This is a genomic window from Flavobacterium fragile (assembly GCF_023634865.1).
In the GTDB taxonomy this organism is placed as follows: domain Bacteria; phylum Bacteroidota; class Bacteroidia; order Flavobacteriales; family Flavobacteriaceae; genus Flavobacterium; species Flavobacterium fragile.
On record NZ_JAMLJN010000004.1, the window covers coordinates 24250 to 47549 of the forward strand.

The 23300-nt window shown below is 31.5% G+C and carries 20 protein-coding genes, 1 tRNA gene and 1 pseudogene; 19 read left to right on the forward strand and 3 right to left on the reverse strand.

Going from position 1 to position 23300, the window contains the following annotated elements:
* Positions 1–4 precede the first annotated feature (4 nt).
* From NAT47_RS05870 to NAT47_RS05880, 3 genes are all read right to left on the reverse strand, one after another.
* Positions 5–1393, reverse strand: a complete 1389-nt coding sequence (locus tag NAT47_RS05870) for a bifunctional UDP-3-O-[3-hydroxymyristoyl] N-acetylglucosamine deacetylase/3-hydroxyacyl-ACP dehydratase (RefSeq protein WP_250581398.1) — start codon at positions 1391–1393, stop codon at positions 5–7.
* 21 nt (positions 1394–1414) lie between these two features.
* The gene (gene lpxD, locus NAT47_RS05875) at positions 1415–2428 is read right to left on the reverse strand and encodes a UDP-3-O-(3-hydroxymyristoyl)glucosamine N-acyltransferase (RefSeq protein ID WP_250581400.1); all 1014 of its coding nucleotides are present in this window, start codon (positions 2426–2428) and stop codon (positions 1415–1417) included.
* A 75-nt stretch (positions 2429–2503) separates the two neighbouring features.
* On the reverse strand, positions 2504–3739 hold the full coding sequence (locus NAT47_RS05880; protein ID WP_250581402.1) for an HD domain-containing protein: 1236 nt from the start codon (positions 3737–3739) through the stop codon (positions 2504–2506).
* Between the two features lie 133 nt (positions 3740–3872).
* On the opposite strand from NAT47_RS05880, the gene porX reads away from it, so the two are divergent.
* From porX to NAT47_RS05985, 19 genes and pseudogenes are all read left to right on the forward strand, one after another.
* Complete coding sequence (gene porX / locus NAT47_RS05885; protein ID WP_250581404.1) at positions 3873–5426, forward strand: T9SS response regulator signal transducer PorX; 1554 nt, start codon at positions 3873–3875, stop codon at positions 5424–5426.
* Between the two features lie 23 nt (positions 5427–5449).
* The gene (gene tsaE, locus NAT47_RS05890) at positions 5450–5863 is read left to right on the forward strand and encodes a tRNA (adenosine(37)-N6)-threonylcarbamoyltransferase complex ATPase subunit type 1 TsaE (protein ID WP_250581412.1); all 414 of its coding nucleotides are present in this window, start codon (positions 5450–5452) and stop codon (positions 5861–5863) included.
* 100 nt (positions 5864–5963) lie between these two features.
* The gene (locus tag NAT47_RS05895; RefSeq protein ID WP_250581414.1) at positions 5964–7160 is read left to right on the forward strand and encodes an alanine dehydrogenase; all 1197 of its coding nucleotides are present in this window, start codon (positions 5964–5966) and stop codon (positions 7158–7160) included.
* A gap of 56 nt (positions 7161–7216) precedes the next feature.
* The gene (locus NAT47_RS05900; protein ID WP_250581416.1) at positions 7217–7603 is read left to right on the forward strand and encodes a DUF4258 domain-containing protein; all 387 of its coding nucleotides are present in this window, start codon (positions 7217–7219) and stop codon (positions 7601–7603) included.
* 83 nt (positions 7604–7686) lie between these two features.
* Positions 7687–7761, forward strand: a tRNA-Val gene (locus tag NAT47_RS05905).
* Between the two features lie 272 nt (positions 7762–8033).
* Positions 8034–9281 (forward strand): site-specific integrase, encoded by a 1248-nt coding sequence (locus tag NAT47_RS05910; protein ID WP_250581418.1) that lies wholly within the window; start codon positions 8034–8036, stop codon positions 9279–9281.
* Positions 9282–9357: 76 nt separating this feature from the next.
* A complete protein-coding gene (locus NAT47_RS05915) occupies positions 9358–9957 on the forward strand; it encodes an SCO family protein (RefSeq protein ID WP_250581420.1) in 600 nt (199 codons plus the stop codon).
* Positions 9958–9962: 5 nt separating this feature from the next.
* The gene (locus NAT47_RS05920; RefSeq protein ID WP_250581422.1) at positions 9963–10334 is read left to right on the forward strand and encodes a hypothetical protein; all 372 of its coding nucleotides are present in this window, start codon (positions 9963–9965) and stop codon (positions 10332–10334) included.
* A gap of 36 nt (positions 10335–10370) precedes the next feature.
* Complete coding sequence (locus tag NAT47_RS05925; RefSeq protein WP_250581424.1) at positions 10371–11237, forward strand: helix-turn-helix domain-containing protein; 867 nt, start codon at positions 10371–10373, stop codon at positions 11235–11237.
* 10 nt (positions 11238–11247) lie between these two features.
* On the forward strand, positions 11248–11955 hold the full coding sequence (locus NAT47_RS05930) for a PepSY domain-containing protein (RefSeq protein ID WP_250581426.1): 708 nt from the start codon (positions 11248–11250) through the stop codon (positions 11953–11955).
* A gap of 23 nt (positions 11956–11978) precedes the next feature.
* Positions 11979–12380, forward strand: a complete 402-nt coding sequence (locus NAT47_RS05935) for a hypothetical protein (protein ID WP_250581428.1) — start codon at positions 11979–11981, stop codon at positions 12378–12380.
* Positions 12381–12512: 132 nt separating this feature from the next.
* Positions 12513–14638, forward strand: a pseudogene (locus NAT47_RS12535) (TonB-dependent receptor).
* 50 nt (positions 14639–14688) lie between these two features.
* Positions 14689–15567: a DJ-1/PfpI family protein gene (locus tag NAT47_RS05955; RefSeq protein WP_250581432.1), complete on the forward strand. Its 879-nt coding sequence runs from the start codon at positions 14689–14691 to the stop codon at positions 15565–15567.
* A 228-nt stretch (positions 15568–15795) separates the two neighbouring features.
* Positions 15796–17457: a GEVED domain-containing protein gene (locus tag NAT47_RS05960; RefSeq protein WP_250581434.1), complete on the forward strand. Its 1662-nt coding sequence runs from the start codon at positions 15796–15798 to the stop codon at positions 17455–17457.
* Positions 17458–17617: 160 nt separating this feature from the next.
* Positions 17618–19105: a c-type cytochrome gene (locus NAT47_RS05965; RefSeq protein ID WP_250581435.1), complete on the forward strand. Its 1488-nt coding sequence runs from the start codon at positions 17618–17620 to the stop codon at positions 19103–19105.
* A 6-nt stretch (positions 19106–19111) separates the two neighbouring features.
* Positions 19112–20440: a c-type cytochrome gene (locus NAT47_RS05970; protein ID WP_250581436.1), complete on the forward strand. Its 1329-nt coding sequence runs from the start codon at positions 19112–19114 to the stop codon at positions 20438–20440.
* Positions 20441–20980: 540 nt separating this feature from the next.
* Entirely contained in the window at positions 20981–21829 is an 849-nt protein-coding gene (locus NAT47_RS05975; protein ID WP_250581437.1) for an RteC domain-containing protein, read from the forward strand.
* Positions 21830–21942: 113 nt separating this feature from the next.
* On the forward strand, positions 21943–22230 hold the full coding sequence (locus NAT47_RS05980; protein WP_250581438.1) for a helix-turn-helix domain-containing protein: 288 nt from the start codon (positions 21943–21945) through the stop codon (positions 22228–22230).
* Between the two features lie 92 nt (positions 22231–22322).
* Positions 22323–23156, forward strand: a complete 834-nt coding sequence (locus NAT47_RS05985) for a transcriptional regulator (protein ID WP_250581439.1) — start codon at positions 22323–22325, stop codon at positions 23154–23156.
* Positions 23157–23300 lie beyond the last annotated feature (144 nt).

The following is a 23300-nucleotide window of genomic DNA, read 5'->3' on the forward strand; positions in this document are numbered from 1 at the left end:
TATTTTATTTTACTTTAACTATTTGTGCCATTAATTCGGCTTCTGAAACTAATTTCCCATTTGCGTATGCATAAGCTTGCATATGACAAATTCCTCTTCTAATCGGTGATAACAAATCACATTTAAAGAATAAGGTATCCCCTGGTAAAACTTTATTTTTGAACTTAACGTTATCAATTTTCATAAAATAAGTCAAGTAATTTTCTGGATCAGGAACTGAACTTAAAATTAAAATTCCTCCTGTTTGTGCCATTGCTTCAATTTGTAAAACTCCGGGCATTACAGGTGCCCCAGGGAAATGCCCAACAAAGAAATCTTCATTCATTGTTACATTTTTCAAACCCACCACATGTGTATCGGTTAATTCTAAAATTTTATCAACTAATAAGAATGGTGGACGATGAGGTAACAAATTCATAATCCCATGAATATCTAAAACTGGCTCTTTATTTATATCATATTGAGGAACGTTATTTCGTTCTTCTGTTTTAATAATTTTTGCCATTTTTTTTGCAAACTGTGTGTTTACATAATGACCTGGTTTATTTGCGATAACCTTACCCTGAATTCGAGTTCCAATTAAGGATAAATCTCCTACTACATCTAATAACTTATGACGAGCCGCTTCATTAGGAAAGTGTAGGGTTAAGTTGTCAAGAATTCCGTTAGGTTTAACCGAAATTGAATCTTTATTAAAAGCTTTTTTTAAATTTTCCATTGTTTCAGAAGATATTTCTTTATCTACATAAACAATAGCATTATTCAAATCTCCTCCTTTGATCAAACCATTATTCAACAAAGCTTCTAACTCGTGTAAAAAACTAAATGTTCTACAATCAGCAACTTCCGATTTAAAATCTTTAATTCCTTTCATCGTTGCATTTTGAGTCCCTAAAACTTTGGTACCAAAATCTACCATTGCAGTTACACAATATTCTTCAGAGGGAATAACTGTAATTTCGCTTCCTGTAGCTTCATCTAAGTAAGAAATAACTTCTTTAACTACATAAATTTTTCGTTCAGCTTCTTGTTCAACTACGCCTGCTTTTTCAATAGCTTCTACAAAATATTTTGAAGAACCATCCATTATAGGAAGCTCAGAAGCATTTAATTCAATAATTATATTATCTAAATCACAACCTACAACAGCCGCCAAAACATGTTCGGGTGTTTGAATCATGACACCTCTCTTTTCCAAATTAGTGCCACGTTGTGTATTCACTACATAATTAGCATCAGCTTCAATAATGGGCTGTCCCTCTAAATCAACTCTAACAAATGTGTATCCATTATTAACAGGAGCTGGTTTAAAAGTCATTGTAACTTCTTGCCCTGTATGAAGGCCAACCCCTTGTAAAGAAATTTCGTTAGCGATGGTTTTTTGTTTAACCATGGTTATAAATTTATTTTTGAATTATTGTTTTTTTAAATTTTCGATATCCGCAACAATTTTAGGTAAGTTTTTGAAATGAACAAATGATTTCGCAAAATCACCATAGTTAAATGCTGGTGTACCTTGAACTACTTCTCCGTCAGCTAAACTTTTTCCTATTCCAGATTGTGCTTGTATTTTCACATTATTTCCAATGGTAATATGTCCTACAATTCCCACTTGACCACCAATCATACAATTTTTTCCAATTTTAGTAGAACCCGCTATTCCAGTTTGTGAAGCAATAACAGTGTTTTCTCCTATTTCAACGTTATGAGCAACCTGGATATGATTATCTAATTTTACTCCATTTCTAATGATTGTTGAACCAAGAGTTGCTCTGTCGATAGTAGAACAAGCACCAATTTCAACATTATCTTCAATGATTACATTGCCAATTTGAGGAACTTTTTTATAAGTACCATCTTCTTGAGGAGCAAATCCAAATCCGTCAGAACCAATTATAGTTCCAGAATGTATGGTACAATTGTTTCCTATTACTGTTTCAGAATATATTCTTACACCGGCAAAAAACACACAATTGTTACCTATAACAACGTTATCACCAATAAAACTGTTTGGATAAATTTTTACATTTTTACCAATTTTTACATTTTTACCAATGTAACAAAAACTGCCCAAATATAAATCAGATCCGTAAGTGACATCTTCCGAAATAACAGAAGGATGTTCAATTCCAGATTTCATCAATTTTACTTGGTTATAATATTCTAATAACTGAGAGAAAGCTTTATAAGCATCTTCAACTTTTATTAAAGTAGTTGATATTTCTTGTTCAGGCTCAAAAGTATTATTAACAATAGTAACCGATGCTTGAGTAGAATAAATATGATTGATATATTTAGGATTAGCAAGAAATGTTAAAGAACCTTCTGTACCTTCTTCGATTTTAGCTAATTTATAAACTTCCACTTCTGGATTGCCTACTACTTCGCCTTGTAAAATTCCTGCTATTTGAGCTGCTGTAAACTTCATTAAATTAATTTATAAGGTTTTAAAACCGCATGAAACCACTTCATCTTGGCAAAAATATAAAATTTAATTAAAATGTTAACGTTCTATCAAGACTTTTGGGAAACAAATAAAATATTTTGTCACAGGTTTCGATAACGCTTTCAAATGCAATTGATCAGAAGCTTCCACAACATCCTCTATGGATTTGTCCTTTTTTAAAATACGAATAGGCTCACTTGACTTACTGTAAGCCTCATTTTTTAATTTCCCTTTAAATACAAAATAATCTGCCTCTTTATCTGAAATTTTGGTTTGTGATATTAATTTTTCTTTTAAAGCTAACAAATTTTCTTTGTTTGGTTTATCATCTGTCATTTGAATCTTTAGTAAATCACGATTCAAAATCATTTTACATAGCGATTGTATCACAAAATCATCTTCAAATTGCCATGCTTTTATTGCCCCCATTACATCATAATCATCCAAATAAGAAAACTTATCTAACACACTTTTATCGAAATCTACTAATGAAATTTTATGCTGCAAAAAGAATTGCAACGGTTCGCTGCAAGGCAAAAGAATTCCTTTTTGGGTTAATTCTTTGGCACGCTTTAGAATTTTAGTTAAGATTAATTCCGCAACAACACTGGTTTTGTGCAAATAGGCTTGCCAATACATCAATCTTCGAGCTACTAAAAACTTTTCTACGGAATAAATTCCCTTTTCCTCAATTACCAAAAAATCATCTTGAACATTCATCATTTGAATCAAACGTTCGCTGTTGATATTTCCTTCAGCCACACCGCTGTAAAAACTATCACGTTTTAGATAATCCATTCGATCCATATCCAGCTGACTTGAAATCAATTGCAACATGAATTTTCTGTTATATTCACCTTTAAAAACTTGGATTGCTAAACTTAATTTTCCATCAAATTCTTTGTTCAACTGCTCCATAAATAATAACGATAATTCTTCATGATGCACTTCTTCCACAATACTATGTTCCATTGCGTGACTGTATGGACCATGACCAATATCGTGAAGCAAAATCGCAATGTACAAAGCATTTTCTTCTTCTTCCGAAATAGAAACACCTTTAAATTGCAAAGTTTGAACCGCTTTTTGCATAATATGCATACACCCCAAAGCATGATGAAAACGCGTATGATGCGCACCCGGATACACCAAATAGGACATTCCCATTTGGGAAATTCTTCGTAAACGCTGAAAATAAGGATGCTGAATTAAATCGTAAATTAAACTATTAGGAATGGTAATAAAACCATAAATAGGATCGTTAAATATTTTGAGTTTGTTAGTTTGGCTCACAATTTGATAATTTTAGTAACAAATGTAACGATTTTTTACTAATTGAAATCGTTGAAAAAGTATTGAACAATTTATACAATATTTAATACAAACCTCGTTTAATAAATAGTAACTTGCACACAAATTAAGAAATATGAGTCAGATAAAAATACTTTGGGTTGACGATGAAATTGATTTATTGAAGCCCCATATCTTGTTTTTAGAAAAGAAAAATTATCACGTAACTACTTGCAATAACGGACAAGATGCTATTGATTTGTTTGAAGAAAATAATTTTGATATTGTTTTCTTAGATGAAAATATGCCTGGTTTAAGTGGTTTAGAAACCTTATCTGAATTAAAAGAAAAGAAATCTTCAGTCCCAGTAATTATGATTACCAAAAGTGAAGAAGAATATATCATGGAAGAAGCAATCGGTTCTAAAATTGCCGATTATTTGATAAAACCAGTAAATCCAAATCAGATTTTATTGAGTTTGAAAAAGAATTTAGACCATTCACGATTAGTTTCAGAAAAGACAACTTTGGATTATCAGAAAGAATTCCGAAAAATTGCAATGGATATGGCAATAGTGAATTCTTATGAAGATTGGGTCGAATTGTACAAGAAACTATTGTTTTGGGAATTAGAGTTGGAAAACATCGAAGACCAAAGCATGGTAGAAATCTTAGAAAGTCAGAAAACCGAAGCGAATGTCCAATTTGGAAAATTTATAGAGCGTAATTATGAAGATTGGATTCAAGATCCTGATGATGCACCGGTTCTTTCACATAAAGTTTTTGGACAATTTGTTGCACCAGAAATTCGTAAAAAAGACAAACCCATTTTGTTTGTCGTTATAGATAATTTACGATATGACCAATGGAAAGCTTTTGAAAATATAATAAATAATTATTACAAATTAGAAAAAGAAGTAAGCTACTATTCTATTCTTCCTACGGCAACTCAATATGCTAGAAATGCTATTTTCTCAGGTTTGTTGCCATTAGAAATGGAGAAAAAATTTCCACAATATTGGAAAAATGATGTGGATGATGGTGGAAAAAACTTGTACGAGGGTGAATTTTTGACGGAACAACTAAAACGTTTAGGATTAACCATAAAACAAGAATATTATAAAATTACTAATTTCAAAGACGGAAAAAAACTGGCAGAAAACTTTAAAACATTAAAAAATAATGATTTAACAACGATTGTTTACAATTTTGTTGATATGCTTTCTCATGCTAAAACCGAAATGGAAGTAGTTAAAGAATTAGCATCTGATGATAAGGCCTATCGTTCTTTAACCGTGAGCTGGTTTAAAAACTCTCCTTTACTTGATATTATACAACAAGCACAAAAACAAGGATTTAGATTAATTTTAACTACCGATCACGGAACAATTAATTGCAAAAATCCATCAAAAGTGATTGGTGATAAAAACACGAGTTTAAACCTTCGCTACAAAACTGGAAGAAGCTTAACTTATGAAGACAAAGACGTTTATGCTGTGAAAGATCCAAAGAAAATTGGATTACCAGCACTAAACATGAGTAGCTCTTTCATTTTTGCAAAAAACGATTTATTTTTGGCTTATGTGAATAACTACAATCACTATGTAAGTTATTACCGAAATACCTATCAACATGGAGGAATTTCATTAGAGGAAATGATTATTCCGTTTTTAATTTTAGAACCAAGATAATTAAGTAATACTTGATTTTACATATGATCGTAATTTACAGTTTAGAAGAAATAAATGCCATTGCAAAACAAATTCTTGCTACACCTTCGTTAAAGAAAATCATCACGTTTCATGCACAAATGGGTGCTGGAAAAACGACTTTGATTAAAGAATTGGTAAAAGAATTAGGCGTGAAAGATAATTCAAGTAGTCCAACATTTTCTTTAGTAAACGAATACAGAACTTTTGAAGGTGAGACGGTATATCACTTCGATTTATATCGTTTAAATTCGGAAGAAGAAGGATATGATATGGGATTAGACGAATATTTCTATTCTGACAATTGGTGCTTTATAGAATGGCCTGAAAAAACCCCAAATTTAATTCCAATAGATCATGCAAGCATTTCCATAAAAATCTTACCAAATGGTAAACGTGAATTAACGTTAAAAAATTAAATCTTAAAGAGAATAGTGACCAACTTCTATTCTCTTTTTTTATGATTCCGTTTCCCAAGTCTAAAATTATTCCTAATTTAGAGCCTCAAAATCAAAAGTAATGTCGATATATACTCCTTTTTCTGCTTCACAATTGCTTCCACAAGAAGAAAAACTTGAAGTAGCGCGTCATAAAAGTGAATTATTTATAGGAATTCCAAAAGAAACATCCTATCAAGAAAGAAGAATTTGCCTAACACCCGATGCTGTTTCTTCATTAGTTTCACATGGTCATCGTGTTATGTTAGAATCAGGCGCTGGAGAAACTTCAAGTTATACCGACAAAGAATACAGCGATGCAGGTGCCGAAATTACTCAAGACACAAAAAAAGTATTGGGTTGCCCCATGATTTTAAAAGTAGAGCCACCTACTCTTACTGAAATTGAAATGATGAATCCGCAAACGATAGTTATTTCGGCTATTCAATTAAAAACACAAAAAAAAGAATATTTTGAAGCTCTTGCTAATAAGAAAATTACGGCTTTAGCCTTTGAATTTATTAAAGATGAAGATGGCTCTTATCCAGCGGTAAAATCCCTATCTGAAATAGCAGGTACGGCTTCCATATTAATTGCTTCTGAATTAATGATTGGCGAAAATATTGGCAAAGGGTTACTTTTCGGAAATATTACTGGTGTTCCTCCTACTAAAGTTGTTATTATTGGTGCCGGAACGGTTGCAGAGTACGCTGCAAGAACAGCATTAGGGTTAGGTGCACATGTAAAAGTATTTGACAATTCGATTACCAAATTACGTCGTTTACAAAATACCTTAAATCAAAGAATTTTCACTTCAACTATTCAAGAAAAATCACTTTTAAAGGCATTAAGACGTTGTGACGTTGCCATTGGTGCCATGAAAGGAAAAAACAGAGCTCCAGTTGTGGTTACAGAAACCATGGTAGAACACATGAAAAAAGGTGCCGTTATTGTGGATGTAAGTATCGATACCGGTGGTTGTTTTGAAACTTCCGAGGTAACTACGCATGAAAAACCAACTTTCATTAAAAACGGAGTAATTCACTATTGTGTTCCGAATATCCCTTCTCGTTATTCTAAAACGGCATCTATGTCGATCAGTAATATTATATCACCATTTTTATTGCAAATCGCTGAAGATGGCGGAATTGAGAGTGCCATACGTTGCAATCGAGGTTTAAAAAATGGAATTTATAGTTATCACGGATTACTTACCAACAAAGCAATAGCTGATTGGTTTACTTTAGAGTATCGCGATATTAACCTAATTGTTTTTTAAACCAAAAAATTCCTTTTGTTCTTTATTTAAACTAAATTTGCGAAAATTATTTTTTTATGAAATTTCAGTTTCGATTAGCTTATTATTTGTTTGGCTTATTATTGGGTGGTGTTTTTGTGATGTGGTTTTTAAAAGCCAAAGCCACTGACAAAGGTGTTGAATTTTGCTATTTTCCAAATTGCCGTGTTTTAAAAGATTTAAGAAGCAAATCATTAGAAATTGATTCACTTGCACAAAAATCATTAGATGCAAAATGGGTTACTTTAGAAGATATTCGTAACAGTTTACGCTATGGCGACGTCGATTTTTCAAAAAGTAATGAAGCCTATAGAAAAGGTAAGATTTACGTTATCGAAGGCAAAACTACTAATAATGAAGAAATTACAATAACTATGGTAAATTACACCAATAAAGTATTGTTAGAAAAGATAGAAAAAAAGTAATTTTTTTTACAGAAACACTTGCAGAAACAAATATTCCTTGTATATTTGCACTCGCAATACAGAAATAGTAAAGCACTTTATTGGGGCGATTAGCTCAGCTGGTTCAGAGCACCTCGTTTACACCGAGGGGGTCGGGGGTTCGAACCCCTCATCGCCCACACATTTAAAAACAAATGGTTTCAAAAGCCGATAAATCTTATGATTTATCGGCTTTTTGCTTTGGGACATATACCAAATTATTCATTCAATCTTAATGCTAAAGGGACAAAATCGAGACCCTAAAAATTTCTACAATTTTGGGTCTCGCTAAATTCTCTAAAGCACTGTAAACACCGTACTAACAACCAGTTTAATACTGGTTCAAAAAGTGTACATCTTGTTTGCTAAAAGTTTAAAAATTAAATTGAATACTAATTAAAAGGTCACCACCATGAAAGCAAAAATTACTGTGCATATTTATGCAAAAACTTCAAAAGCCAACAAAAATGGTCAATTGCCAATTTATTTCAGGTTAACTGTAAACGGAGAACGTTTTGAATTCAGTACTAAAAAATTCATTGAAAAATCAAAATGGTCCTCAGAACAATCAAAAATGAAAGGTAATTCAGAAGAAGCCAGGACAATAAATAACTATCTTGATTTAATGAAATCTAAAATTTTTGACATTCAGATGGAATTAATTCACAAAAATGAAGATTTGACAATTGAAAATTTTAAATCAAAACTAACTGGAGCACAAGAACGTGAGCGAATGATCATTCCAATTTATCAAAGCCATAATGATAAAATTAAAGATTTGATTGGAAATGGTTACGCTTATGGAACTTTAGAACGATTTAAAATTTCATTGAAACATCTACAGGAGTTTATCCTTTGGAAATACAATGTGAATGATATAAGCATCAATAAAATCGACTATGCATTTGTAACCGAGTTTGAATTTTATTTGAGAAGTGTAAAAAAATGCAACAACAATACAGCTGTTAAATATGTTAGAAATTTTAGAAAAATCATTAAGATTTGTTTAGATAATGATTGGTTAGATAAAGACCCTACTACTCGATATGAAGGTAAAATGAAAGAAGTTGAAAGAGACTTTTTGACTGAAGAGGAATTGTTGAAAATCTACAACAAGAAAATTTCATCAGAAAGACTACAACTAGTTAGAGATATTTTCATTTTTTCTTGCTACACTGGTTTAGCCTACATTGATGTAAAAGGATTGAAAAAGGATCATATTGGTATAGGCATTGATGGAGAGAAATGGATTTTCAAAAACCGTCAAAAAACAGATACAAAATCAAAAATACCAGTATTACCTATTGCCCAAGAAATAATTAATAAATACGAAAGTCATCCGAAATGTTTAAATGATGATAGTATTTTACCAATCTTAACAAATCAAAAAATGAATGCTTATTTAAAAGAAATTGGTGATTTATGTGACATCCCAAAAGAAATAACTTTCCACATGGCTAGACACACATTTGCAACATCAGTAACATTGACAAATGGAGTTCCAATTGAAACCGTTAGCAAAATGCTTGGCCATAAAAACCTCCACACAACTCAACATTACGCTAAAGTATTAGACAGAAAAGTTAGTGAAGATATGAAGATCTTAAAAGAGAAGTTTACTTTATCATCAATAGTAAAAAAACAAAATGTATCAATTTAGTTTATTTTATAGCTTTAAAAGTAAAGACTTTAAAAACAAAATAGCATAAAACTAAACAAATGCTTACATTTGCCAAATGAAAAAAATCATTTGGCTTTTATTTTTATTGATAACTTTTGGTTGTTCACAAAAACCAGATAGATTACCTTATTTGGGAAATCCTATCATAAAAGTTAATGATACTATCTATCCAACGATTATGGATTTTTCATTTATCAACCAAGATAGTGTGGTAATTACAAATAAGACTTTTGAAAGTAAAATTTATATAGCCGATTTTATTTTTCTTTCTTGCCCAACAATTTGTCCCAAAATGAATTTTGAGCTCAATAAAGTGTATGAAGTGTATAAAAACAACCCAAAAGTTAATTATTTATCTCATACAATTGATCCTGAAAGGGATAGTACATCAAGATTAAAAGACTTTAAGTCATCACTCTCTTTAAATGAAAATTGGCATTTTGTTACCGGAAACAAAGACAGTATTTTTAATATTGCCACAAAAAGCTATTTCACAACAGCTTATCCGGACGAAAATGAACCTGGAGGTTTAGTTCATGGTGGCGGTTTCTTACTAGTTGATAAGAATAAACACATCAGAGGAGTTTATGATGGCACCAACCCTGAAGAAACAAAACGCTTAATTAATGATATAAAAATATTATTAGACGAATAATTGAAATGAAAAAAGTAATTGTCATTTTTTTACTTTTTATTTTTACTATCCAAATAACAAAAAGTTTTTGGATAATATCTTCATTTCATATCAATAGGGATTATATTGCTAAAAATATATGTATTAATCGATTTGATAAAATCCCAACGTGTAAAGGTAAATGTTACTTAGATAGTGAACTAAGTAAAGAACAAAAAGAAAACCAAAAGAGTTTACTAAAAATCGAAAAAGAAAGCTTTTTTGTTTTGTCAGTTCTAAATGGCAAAGAAAGTAAACGATTGATTCCAACAAATTCCAAAAAAATAGTTGACTCACATAAAGACATTTACTATTCATCCTTCCTTTTTAAATTTGAAAATCCCCCAGAGTTAGCTTAATAATTACCTGTAATTATTAATTTAAAACTAACCATTATGCAGTCAAGTCATGTCTTGATATGTGATTTGGTGGATTTTAGCAAAAGTAATTGTGATATTTTTTATGATTCCTTAAAAGGATTTAATTCGAAATTTCCATTTGTAGAAGAATCACACAAGCAAAATTTTTATTCTATTTTGTTTGTAGATTCGTGCATGGGTGAAATTGAAATTGATAATCATAAAATTTATTTTAATTGCCCTAAAGTTGTTATTATTCAACCTAATTGCATTTCTAAAATAAATTTACAACCTGACACATCAGGTAAAATTATTTCTTTTACCGAAACATTTTTTTCGTTGCGTTATAATAATAATTCACTTAGCGATTTTTCATTTTTTGAGAAAGGTTGTAAACCTTACCTTTCTCTAAATTCTTTTCAAAAAGAACATTTACAAACCTTTTTTGAATTGTTTGATTATGAATATAATGCTGCTCTTAAAGAGAAAACAAAAGCACTTCGCTCATATTTGAATATTGTGTTAGTACAATTAGAACGTATTTATAACCCTCAGATAAGTGTAAAAACGCATACTAACAAAAACGAAAAGATTAAGGAATTTGAGAAATTAGTTGAACAACATTACAAAGAACATAAAATGCCATCATTCTACGCTGAGAAATTGCACATAACACCAAATTATCTCAACAAAATTTGCAAAAATGAAGTGAGCAAAACAGCTGGAGATATCATTAGAAAAAAAATAACTATTGAAGCTCAACGACTTCTTCATTACACGAATTTATCTGTAAATGAAATTGCTCACGATTTAGGGTTTGAAAATGTTTCTTATTTCATTACATTTTTTAAAAAGCAAACACAAACAACTCCTGAACAGTTTAGAAAGGCAGCAAATCAATAAAATAAATCTCATGAAATTCAGCAAATTAAACAGAAAAACTCATCGCTACCTTGGAGTAATCATTGGAATACAATTTTTATTTTGGACCATTAGCGGTCTATATTTTAGTTGGACCAATCTCGATGATATACATGGTGATACGTTTCGATTAGAGAATAAACCGGTTTATTTTGATAACCTTTTGCTTTCTTCACAAATTTTGTTACCTAAAATAAAATCATTGGAAATAAGAAACATTAATGATTCGCCTTTTTATTGGGTTAACGATTCTATTTTGGTCAATGCAAAAAACGGAAAATTTAAAAATGGAATTTCTAAAACCGAAGCTGTACAAATTGCCAAAAGGCACGTAATTCCTAGTTTAAAAATAGAAAAAGTTGAACTTTTAGAGGAAGTATCAAAAAAAGACGAGTACAGAAACAAAAAGACTCCAGTTTATAAAATCTCCTATCACGGTAAAGATAATGTTTGTGCCTATGTATCAAAAGAAGACGGAAAATTTCAATCGATTCGACATGATCGATGGAGAATTTTTGATTTTTTGTGGATGACTCACACCATGGATTATGAAGGAAAAGATAACATTAACAATGTAACACTTAGGATATTCTCCGTTTTTGGTCTATTGACTACCTTAAGTGGATTTTTACTCTTTTTTACTTCAAACAAAAAAATAATCCAATATTATAAAAACAAAAAAATAATTTCTAATAAATAATAAACAAATTAAAATTTTAAACAATGAGAAAATTAGCATTAATCGTAGGCTTATTGATTGTTACTACAACTATTTCAACTGCACAAAACAAATCAAAATTTGACTCATGGCCAGCCATAAAAGAGTTTCATAAAGTAATGTCGCAAACCTTTCACCCAAGTGAAGAAGGAAATTTAGAGCCAATCAAAAAACACTCCAGTGAAATGATGGAAAAAGCCAGTATATTATTAAAATCTGAAATTCCTAATGAATTTAGCTCTCCCAAAATCAAAGATGCAGTAGAACGATTGGCAAATGACAGTAAAAAACTCCATCAATTGGTAATAAACAATAAATCAGATAAAGAAATTACCGAAGCTTTGTCAAAATTACACGATATTTTTCATGAAATTGTTGGACTATGTACGAATGAAGAGCATCATTAAGTAATAATTTGAATTGAAAAACGAAATAGATGTCGCTTTTATGAAAACGAATCCAATTTATGTTGAAGTAAATTTGCAAATCATTAAACAACTTATAAAAATAATATGAAACTAAAAAATTTGGTTATCGTAATGTCTTTTTTCTTTACCTGTAATTTTGCAGTAGCCCAAGTAAAAGACACGTTAAAAGTTCAAACATTAGAGGAGGTAATTGTAACAGCAAACAAATCGGAACAAAGAAATATCGAAGTTCCGGTTGCTGTAACTTCCATTTCAGCAAAATCAGTTACTAATTCGCGGTTAGTTACTGTATCTGATTTGACCGGTCGTGTTCCTAATTACCTTTACCAAGAATTAGGTGTAGGATTTCAAGCCTTACAGTCTATTAGAGGTATTCAAGTATTCAGCGAAAACCCGGCTGTCTCTACTTATATCGATGATGTTAATTTATTAGATATTCTTGCTGGTGGTTTTGCCTTAACAGATGTAGAACGAATTGAAGTGCTGCGTGGTCCGCAAAGTACTCTATTTGGTAGAAATGCTATGGGTGGTGTTGTTAATATTTTTACTAAACAACCCACTAATAAAACTACAGGATTTGTTGAAATTGAAAGCGGCAATTTTGCTTTACAGCGTTATTCTGCTGGTTTCAAAACTCCTTTAATAAAGGACAAACTATTTTTCGGAATCAATGGCTTGTTTCAAGTAAGAGATGGATTTATGAAAAATGACATCACGGGTACTACTGCTACAGACGCAAGTTTGAATGGTAGAACCGTTGGAGGGGAAGAAAACACCTATGGTAATGCGTTTTTAAAATGGTTAGTGACCGATAAATTTAGTCTAACTGCCAACGTAAAAACACAAAGAGATTTCTCAAATGAATCTGGATTTTTTGTGTCTCAAGCGAATGAAACTATTGCTTTAGAAACCCCAACCGTAATTAATCTATCACGTATTGGAAGACACGAACGTAATATCACCAACTGTTCATTAACAGGTAAATACAAAGCTAAAAACTTCGATTTAACTTCAATCAGTTCTTTTCAACAAATAAGTTTATCGTTTCAGGATATTGATTTTCCTGGTATTTATCATTCTTTTTTCAACAGCGCAATTGGTGAAAAGCTTCCACCACAAGAAGTGTTGAGTCAAGAGTTTCGTATCAATTCTACCAATAAAGAAAATAAATTGCAATATGTTGCCGGTCTTTTTGGATTTAAACAAGTTGGATATGAACCTTCTACTAATTTAGCCTTTGAAAATGCTCCTAACAATTTTACTATTTTTAGAAATAGAAGTAATAACAGTGGTTATGCAGCTTTTGGTGAAGTGAGCTATAAAGTGTTAGAAAAATTAAAAATAACTGCGGGTGCTCGTTATGATATTGAAGAAAGGGAAGCTACTTTTAACGGTTTTGGTGATGCGGTTTTTGTTGACGGTGTGTTTACCCAAATTAATCCTGATCAAACAAAATCGGCCTCTTTTAATGCTTTTTCTCCAAAAGCAGCGGTGATGTATAGCTTTACCAAAAATGCGAATGCCTATGCTACTTATACTCGCGGTTTTAGAGCAGGTGGTGTAAATGCACAAGGAGGTTTGCCTGCGGGTGTTCACCAAGATTTTGATCCTGAATATTCCGATAATTTTGAAGTAGGTTTTAAAACTGCTTTTTGGAATAACCGCATTAATTTAATATAGCCGGTTATTTAATAAATTGGCAAGATTTACAATTTTTCAACAATGTGGCTCCTTTCACATTTGCTCGTGAAAATGTGGGTGATGCTTATTCAAAAGGTATCGAAGTTGAAGCCAATGTGATTCCATTAAAAGGGTTACAATTAGATTTTGCTTACTCTATTAATGATGCAGAATATGAAGATTTTTCATTATTACGATTTGGGGAAGCGGTTCCTATTGGAGGAAATAAATTAGCGAATGCACCTAAAACAACTTTTTTCACAGCAGCTGAATATTCTATTCAAACATCTGAAAATGTCAATTTATTGTTTCGTGCGGAGTACAGAAATATAGGTGGTTTCTACACAGACATTCAAAATTCATTATACCAACCAACGTATCATATAGTGAATACACGTTTTGGATTAACATATAGTAATTATGGATTGTTTTTATGGACTAGAAATTTAACTAATGAAAAGTTCTTAGCCTATGGAAGTGCCGACACCAGTTTCGGTAGAGCTTCAAGAGCCGCAATGCCTGCACAAATTGGAGTAACATTATCTGCAAGATTTTAATAATCAAAATGGGCGTTACTTAGTTTCGCCCATTTTTAATATTCAAACAAATGAGAAAAATAATCGTTTTACTATTTATTACATCACTTGTCATTTCATGTAAAGACGAGACCGTTGAAAAAACTCCCGAAAAAGTAACGATGACCAAAGTAGATTCCCTAAAAATTGCAAAGGAAATCGATAATTTTAGTCCGGAAAACCATGTCAATTCAATGGAGTTGATTTTTGGAAAACCAAAATTCGATATTAAAACCATTGGCATTTTAGTGTATGATGGTGTTTATGATTTAGATGTAATGGGTCCTCGATATGTTTTGGGTCAAGCTATGGGTGTAAAAACGCAATTAATCAGTATTAAAAAAGGAAATATAAAAACCGTAATGGGAGTTGAAATTGTGCCCAACACCACAATTGATTCCATTAGTCAATTAGATATTCTGATTATTCCAGGCGGGTTTACAGGGACAATCGAAGCAGCCTACGACGACAATTTACACCAATGGATTAGAAAAATTGACAAAACTACCAAATATACGGGTGCAGTTTGCACAGGGGTTTGGGTACTTGGTGCAACTGGTTTGCTAGAAAACAAAAAAGCTTCTACCAATTGGTACAGAGAAGAAGAATTTTTAAAGAAATACAAAGCCATTCCAGCCAATGAACGCTATACAAAAGATGGAAAATATTGGACAAGTGCCGGAGTTACAGCTGGTATGGATATGTCTTTGGCCATTATGAAAGATATTTATGGTGATAAATATGCACAAGCGATTATGCTCGATATGGAATATGACCCCAATCCACCCATCGAGGGAGGAACTCCAGAAAAAACCAATTGGGCAGTCAATTGGATGATGAAAGCCATGTATGACGGTGGTGTTAATCCATTAATTGATAGTTTAGAAAAGAAAAAAAAAGAGAATAAATAATCATTTCATTTTCATATTTGTTTAGTTAGGAACCTGATTGTTTTAAAACAATCAGTTTTTTTTATTTGTTTTAATCTAAAATTTTAATTTCTGATTGATTAAAAAAATAAAAATAAAGAAATTCTAATGATTAACTTAAAAAGTTGAAAAGCGAAATTAAAGTAACGAATATCAAAACAATAGCTTATTATTATAAATTAATTTTGCGAAAAATTAACTTATATACAAATGAAAAAACTTTATTTTCTTACACTCTTAATCTCCTCAATTAGTTTTGCTCAATATTCCGAATTTAATTGGGATACAAATGGAATAACAGTTGCTGGTGGAAATGGCGCAGGAAGCAATACAAATCAATTAAATTTTCCGTATTCAGTAATTGTTGATGCAAACAATAATTTATACATTACCGACACACAAAATCACCGAATTCAGAAATGGACAAGTGGAGAAACAGAGGGTGTTACAGTTGCTGGTGGTAATGGTGCTGGAGCAAATGCAAATCAACTAAATACACCAACTTGCGTTTGGGTTGACGAAAACCAAAACATTTATGTAATGGATTCATTCAATAATAGAATTCAAAAATGGGATGCTGGTGCAACTTCAGGAACAACGGTTGCTGGTGGAAATGGCGAAGGTGCTGCTCTAAACCAATTCAACAAACCAGGAGGATTTTATTTCAGAAACAATGCTTTTTATATTGTAGATGCAGGAAATAATCGAATTATAAAATGGATTTTAGGGGAAACATCTGGGACACAAGTTGCTGCTGGAACTTATGGAAGTGCTGCAGATCAATTAGCAAATCCAACAGTTAATGGAACTATTTATGTCGATGCAAATGAAAATCTATATGTAACTGATTACGTTAACAACAGAGTTCAAAAATTTGCACCTGGCAACATTAATGCAACAACAGTAGCTGGCGGAAATAGTTCAGGAACAAATCCAAATCAACTTAGAGCTCCTAATGGTATTTTTATGTTGCCTAATGGAAGAATGATGATTTCAGAATATACTGGAAGAAGAATAAACATGTGGGTTGAAGGAGAGTCAGAAGGAACAGTAGTAGCTGGTGGAAATGGTAACGGTAGTGCTTCAAATCAATTTAGAAGTCCAAGAGGAAACTTTATTTCTGCCAACGGAGATTTATATGTAACTGATATGGCAAATCATAGAATTCAAAAATTCACTAAAATTCCTTTTACACCTGTATGTAATAACAATCTTGGTGGTGGTTTAGAACCTTCCTTTGTAACGTTCAAAATCAACGGAACAACATTCGAACACAATACTTATACTGAACCAACAGAATATTATCATGCCTATCCACAAACAACAACACTAGAAGCTGGTCAAGCTTATGATATTTACACGTTCACCTCATCAGAAGCAGTTATAGGTTTATGGATGGATTACAACCAAAACAACATTTTTGAAGATACTGAATTTACACAACTAGTAAACAATATGAATTCTCAAAATACAACTAGTTTTACAGTTTCAAGTACTTCAAATTCGGGTTTGGTAAAAATGAGAATTCGCTCAAGAGCTTATGGAAGTGCTATTAATAGTTCAAACGCATGTACATCCTTTGGCTCTGGCGAAACAAGAGATTACATTTTTACAGTTAATAATAGTTTAGGTGTTAACGATAATTCTTTTGATACAAAAATAAAAGTGTATCCAAATCCAACCTCAGATTACATAAACATCGAATCTTTATCAGAAATTAAAAAAGTAACTGTTTACAATATGATGGGACAAATGGTTTTAAATACAATTTCCAATAAAGTGGATATTTCAAATTTATCAAGTGGTACTTTCATTCTTGAAGTTACTTCAATTGATGGTCAAAAAAGCAAAAGAAAAATAATCAAAAAATAAAAACTTTAGTGTTGAAAATCTAAATTAACAAGTGTAAATTTCAACAAACAAAGCACTTTTTTCAAACTAAGCAGGAACGTTTTTCTAAACATCCTGCTTTTTTGTTTTTAGTTTTTAAATTGTTACTGACGGAAATTTGTAAAAATAAAATTGATTAATTATGGATTTCCCAATGTTTCATTTAGACTGGCTTAACGACCGCTTTTTAATTGCAGTCATAGCGATTTTACATGTATTTATCAATCATGGATTGGCTGTTGGCTTTATACCTTACATAACTTGGCTTGAACAGAAAGGTGTTTCAATGGCATCTGCCAATCAAATTACAAATCTCGAATGGGATAATTTAGTGTATAAAAAAATGAAAGTAGCCTTTATCATCACCACTACTATAGGGGCGATGACTGGAGTTGGTATTTGGTTCTCTGTAGCTTTAGTGAGTCCTGCATCAATTGGTAGTTTGATTCGCGTGTTCTATTGGGCTTGGTTTATAGAATGGTTGGTTTTTGTTACAGAAGTTGTACTAATATTAATTTATTTTCTTACTTGGAAAAACTCTAATACATCATTAAAAGCAAAACTTCGTCATATTAATTTTGGTTGGTATTTGAGTATTTTCTCTTGGATAACCATGGCAATAATTGTTGCTATACTTGGTTTTATGATGGATCCAGGAAATTGGAATAATGAACAAACATTACTTAACGGTTTTACAAATCCTATTTATTTGCCTCAACTACTATTTAGAACGCCAACGGCTATGCTAGTAGCGGGAGTTTTTGGCATGTTACTTACAACAATTTTTGCAAAGCGAGGAACTGAAATGCGCGCAAAAGCAATCAAATTTGCTGGCCAATGGATTTTAGCTTGGATACCTTTAGTAATCATCGGAGCCATTTACTACTGGAATGTCATGCCATCAGCAATGAAAGAGAACATGGCTACCGCTATTGGTTCACAAGATTTTGCTGAATATTACAATTTACTAAAATATTTCATCATTGGTGCAGCTTCACTTTCAGTTGTTTTGGCTGGGTTTGCTTTATTAAAACCTAAAAAAATAAACTTCGCTTACGTGATTGTGCCTTGTTTATTTGTTTTCGGGTTTTTGGGGATTTTCGAGCGAGTTAGAGAATTTATTCGTAAACCTTATGTCATTGGAAATTATATGTATTCCAATTTATTGAGAGAAGAAGATTATCCACTATACAAAAGAGATGGAATTCTAAAATATGCAACGTACACCTCTGTAACCGAAATAACGGAAGAAAATAAAGTACAAGCTGGTAAAGATGTTTTTATGAATTTGTGCAGCCGTTGTCATACGGTAAATCCGCAAGGAGTAAATTCAATTGTATATGTTTTTGAGCGAATGTATGGTATTGGACAACCTTTAGACGAAGGTTCCATGAAGGCATACATACCAAACATGCATAATGGAAGAACATATATGCCACCTTATGCAGGAAACGAACAAGAACTTGATGCATTGGTTGCTTATATTAAACAAATACAACAAACAGGTGAAAGTTTAGAAGGAGTTCAAACAGCTGGTGTTGAAGTAAACCCGCTAAACAATGCAGTTGAAGTTTCCAAAAGAAATGAAGCGAAGAAAATAGAAAATGACACCAAGATAGCAAAAAACTAATACTCTATGTTATTACAAATTAATACCCCAGTTCCAAAAGATTTACCGTTAGATTTACCATTGCCAGAATGGCTTTTAGTAAGTCTGCTTGTTATTTCATTTTTATTACATATCATTTTTATCAACTTAATGGTTGGCGGAAGCATCATTACTCTTTGGGCTCAAATCAAAGGGTTAAAAAATAAAGAGTATGATGTTTTTGCTCATGAAATTGCCAAAACGATTACGGTAAATAAAAGTATTGCCGTTGTTATGGGCGTAGCACCCTTATTGAGTATCAATACACTTTACACTATTTACTTTTATTCGGCAAATGCACTAACAGGATTTGCTTGGATAATGATCATTCCTTTAGTCACTATTGCTTTTTTACTAACTTACTTACACAAATATACTTGGTCAACTTTTGAGCATAACAGAAAGTTGCATATTGGAATAATGGGGCTTGCTGTAGCAATATTTTTATTTATTCCACTTATTTTCTTAACAAATGTTAACTTAATGATGTTTCCCGAAAAATGGGGAACTGTGAAGGGATTTTTAAGTGCGCTGATGTTACCAAATGTTTTTCCTCGCTATTTTGAATTTTTAGGAGCTTGTCTAGCAATAACTGGAATTTTTATTGTGTGGTACAATGGAAGAAAATCATATCCAATTGAGGAAATTTATACCAATTTCACAAGAAATACAATCAAAAAAATAGGCTATTCCATAGCTACAGTTGGTTTAAGTTTACAAATTATTTTTGGAGTCATTGTATTATTTACATTACCTTCAAAAGGAATTAGTTATGCTGTTATTGCAGTCATGACTGGTGCTGGACTACTGTTAGCTTATGCATTGTGGTACAGTTACAAAACAGTTGTTAGTGAAGGAAAATTTATCGATTTACATTTTAAAAAGATAACCATTGCAGTTTTGTGTTTTTTGTTTTTTTATGGCGGAAGTCGTCAAATGTACAGACATAATTCGTTAGAAAAACATCAAGAATTAGTAGCAGCTCACACCGCAGAATTTCAAAAATTAAGTAAAGAAGCTCGCGAACAATCTTTGGTTTTGCAACAACAAGAAGCCGCAACTCCTAAGACGGATGCGGATTTAGGAAAAGGTGTTTTCAATCAATATTGTGCGGCTTGTCATAAAAAAGATGTAAAATTAGTGGGTCCTCCAGTTACAGAGATGGCATCCATTTACCAATCCAACAAAGCTGATTTACAAAAATGGATTAAAGCACCCGGTAAAAAACGAGCTGATGCTCCACAAATGCCTGGTTTTCCACAATTGTCTCAAACAGAATTAGAGCAACTTTCAGAATACATTTTAAATATAAATTAAAATGTCAAAAATATTTTACTTCATTCCAATAGCGATTTATTCAGTTTTTTTTAGCAGTTATTTATTTAAATATTAACAATTAAAAATTTCATTAAATGACACAAGTTTTAGTAATTATGATTTTAAGTTTTGTCTTTTTTTCAATTTATTTTCTAATCAAAATAAAAAATATGAGCGTGAAATTAACAAAAAGTAAAGAACTTAACAACATTGATAATTCGTTAGAAATAGATTATCAATTTATTAAAGGTTTATATTAAAATTTCATCTAATCCGAAACAACTCTTGTCGTAATGAGTAAGCACAACCATAAGTGCTCGGATTAGCTGTATGAAATAGTTTGATGCTGCTGACACTCTAAAACTATTTCATTTTAATATAAGACGCCAAATTTTCAAGTAATAATAGTTAAAAAGTACACACAAATTTATTTTCTTTTGAATTTGGTTAGTTTGAAAGCCCTAATGTTTATATGCATCAAGGGCTTTTTTATTAAATAGAATGTTTGAAAACATAAATCTAATCAAGAAAATATCAAATTTGAAAAATAAAATAAACGTACTTCTTTCAGACCTTAACGAACAATTAAATTTTACTGATTTAGAAATAGATGATCCAATACATAGAAGTGAAAGTGCTATCAACATAATTATAAATTCAATTGAAAAATTAAGAGCAATATTCGAAAAAGAGAAAAATGTATCACAAGAAATTGAAATTGATTTCTTCAAAAATGTGAAACCAAAATTTACATCAAAATTAATCTATTATAATGCTATTTATAAAATTGAGACCAAAAAACCCCATGGTGGTGACCGAATACTAAAAAAATATTTAAACCATGAATTAGAAAAATTAAAACGATATTTCGATAACAATTTAGAGTTTTACAAATATTACAGAACAGGTAGTAATTATTTGGATACTAAATATTTCACTAGAGGGAAGTTTGATATTAAATTAACGCTAGATAGTTTTTATTTTGAAGCAGATCATACATTTTCAACTTCACATGATTTTAAAGTGGCAAAGATAATGGCACACGATTTAATTCAAGTGTATTTAGAAGATAAGCTACTAATCATGGAAAACAGAGAACCTAAAGAAAAATCACAAGTTAATCCCAAGTTGAAGCAAAATTGGACTGGTTCTAAAGTTGCATTAATAGAGCTTTTATATGCTTTACATACAGAAGGTGTTTTTAATAATGGAACCTCTGATTTAAAAGATGTTGCAGAGTATTTCGAAAATATTTTTAATATTGATTTAGGTCAGTATCACAGGGCATTCCTTGAAATTAGAATGCGTAAATCCGACCAAACAAAATTCCTAAATGCTTTAAAAGAAAAGTTAGTGAAACGCATGGAAAATACAGATGAAATTTCATAACACTAATAAATACAATACTTTGAACAAAAATCATTCACAACTTGTGATTGACTTGTGATTTAAAACTATTCAAACATCTCAATTTTGTACCATAACAATCTAAAATACACGTTATGGCAATCGAAGTGATCACTCGCGAAGACTTAAATGAATTTAGAAGTCTTCTTTTGAACGATTTAATAGAAATCATTCAATCCAAACCGCAACAAACAAAACAATGGCTCAAATCCAATGAAGTCCGTAAACTGTTAAACATCTCTCCAGGGACTTTACAAAACCTCCGCATCAACGGCACACTCACCTACACCAAAGTTGGCGGTATCATGTATTATGACAATTCAGATATTGATAAATTATTAAATGGAAATAAGGTAAATGCTTTGCCTACCCTCTTTAAGTAATATGATTTTTTTGTCATACCGAGCGCAGTCGAGGTATCTCATAATCTTAGTAAAAGTCTTAATACTTAATACTCCAATCTTAATACTTCCAAATGAATTACATCAAACACTTAACCGGTTTCTTCGAAAAAGTAGCCATTGATAAAACATTAAATCCAACACATGTAAGCTTATACATTGCTTTGTTCCAATTTTGGAATTGCAATCGCTTTAAAAATCCAATAAGCATAAATCGAGATGAGGTAATGCGAATAAGCAAAATCAGTTCCAAAGCAACCTATCATAAATGTCTGAAGAACTTGCATAGTTTGGGTTACATCAATTACGAACCATCCTTCAATCCATTCAAAGGAAGCCATGTCATTTTATTCAACTTTTCAGAAGATTTAAAACCGCTGCCTAAATCCGAAAGAAAACCAAAAAATGAACCACTTAATGAACTTGTTTCTGAACAAGCTTTGAACAAGTCTTGTACTAGTAGTGAGACAGGTACTGAACAAGCATTAGTACCTTCTATAAACTATATAAACAATACAAACATTTTAAACGATAAAAACGTTTCAAACTTGGAAAAGCTCACAAAAAATTTTGAAGAAGTAAATAATTCAGTTTTAAAAAACGAAGATGAAGAAAAAGAAAAAAGTTCCGCGAAAAAAGAAAAAGAAGAAAAGTTACAGCCATCAATCGAAGAAGTTAAAACCTATTTCCAGGAAAATAACTTTCCAGAACAAGAAGCACAAAAATTCTTCAATTACTTCAAAAGTGTCGGTTGGTTAGTCGGTGGAAAAACACCAATGGTCGATTGGCAAGCGGCAGCACAAAATTGGATGATTAACGTACCAAAATTCATTTCAAATGCAGAACAACACAACAGAGCAAAACAACTCAACACAACAACTAACAAAGACTATTCAGAGCCTTTATAGTCTTTTTGTCATACTGATCTTGTTTCAGTATCTCATCCTTTGCGAACCTTGCGTAAATCTTTGCGAACCTTGCGGTTAAACCTATGCTAACCTATCCATAGCGAAGCGTCTTAATCCATCAAAAAAAACTATAAAATCTATGTT

Coding starts and splice junctions, on each gene's coding strand:
- NAT47_RS05870 (WP_250581398.1), bottom strand. CDS start 1,393: ATGGTTAAACAAAAAACCATCGCTAACGAAATTTCTTTACAAGGGGTT.
- lpxD (WP_250581400.1), bottom strand. CDS start 2,428: ATGAAGTTTACAGCAGCTCAAATAGCAGGAATTTTACAAGGCGAAGTA.
- porX (WP_250581404.1), top strand. CDS start 3,873: ATGAGTCAGATAAAAATACTTTGGGTTGACGATGAAATTGATTTATTG.
- tsaE (WP_250581412.1), top strand. CDS start 5,450: ATGATCGTAATTTACAGTTTAGAAGAAATAAATGCCATTGCAAAACAA.
- NAT47_RS05895 (WP_250581414.1), top strand. CDS start 5,964: ATGTCGATATATACTCCTTTTTCTGCTTCACAATTGCTTCCACAAGAA.
- NAT47_RS05900 (WP_250581416.1), top strand. CDS start 7,217: ATGAAATTTCAGTTTCGATTAGCTTATTATTTGTTTGGCTTATTATTG.
- NAT47_RS05910 (WP_250581418.1), top strand. CDS start 8,034: ATGAAAGCAAAAATTACTGTGCATATTTATGCAAAAACTTCAAAAGCC.
- NAT47_RS05915 (WP_250581420.1), top strand. CDS start 9,358: ATGAAAAAAATCATTTGGCTTTTATTTTTATTGATAACTTTTGGTTGT.
- NAT47_RS05920 (WP_250581422.1), top strand. CDS start 9,963: ATGAAAAAAGTAATTGTCATTTTTTTACTTTTTATTTTTACTATCCAA.
- NAT47_RS05925 (WP_250581424.1), top strand. CDS start 10,371: ATGCAGTCAAGTCATGTCTTGATATGTGATTTGGTGGATTTTAGCAAA.
- NAT47_RS05930 (WP_250581426.1), top strand. CDS start 11,248: ATGAAATTCAGCAAATTAAACAGAAAAACTCATCGCTACCTTGGAGTA.
- NAT47_RS05935 (WP_250581428.1), top strand. CDS start 11,979: ATGAGAAAATTAGCATTAATCGTAGGCTTATTGATTGTTACTACAACT.
- NAT47_RS05955 (WP_250581432.1), top strand. CDS start 14,689: ATGAGAAAAATAATCGTTTTACTATTTATTACATCACTTGTCATTTCA.
- NAT47_RS05960 (WP_250581434.1), top strand. CDS start 15,796: ATGAAAAAACTTTATTTTCTTACACTCTTAATCTCCTCAATTAGTTTT.
- NAT47_RS05965 (WP_250581435.1), top strand. CDS start 17,618: ATGGATTTCCCAATGTTTCATTTAGACTGGCTTAACGACCGCTTTTTA.
- NAT47_RS05970 (WP_250581436.1), top strand. CDS start 19,112: ATGTTATTACAAATTAATACCCCAGTTCCAAAAGATTTACCGTTAGAT.
- NAT47_RS05980 (WP_250581438.1), top strand. CDS start 21,943: ATGGCAATCGAAGTGATCACTCGCGAAGACTTAAATGAATTTAGAAGT.
- NAT47_RS05985 (WP_250581439.1), top strand. CDS start 22,323: ATGAATTACATCAAACACTTAACCGGTTTCTTCGAAAAAGTAGCCATT.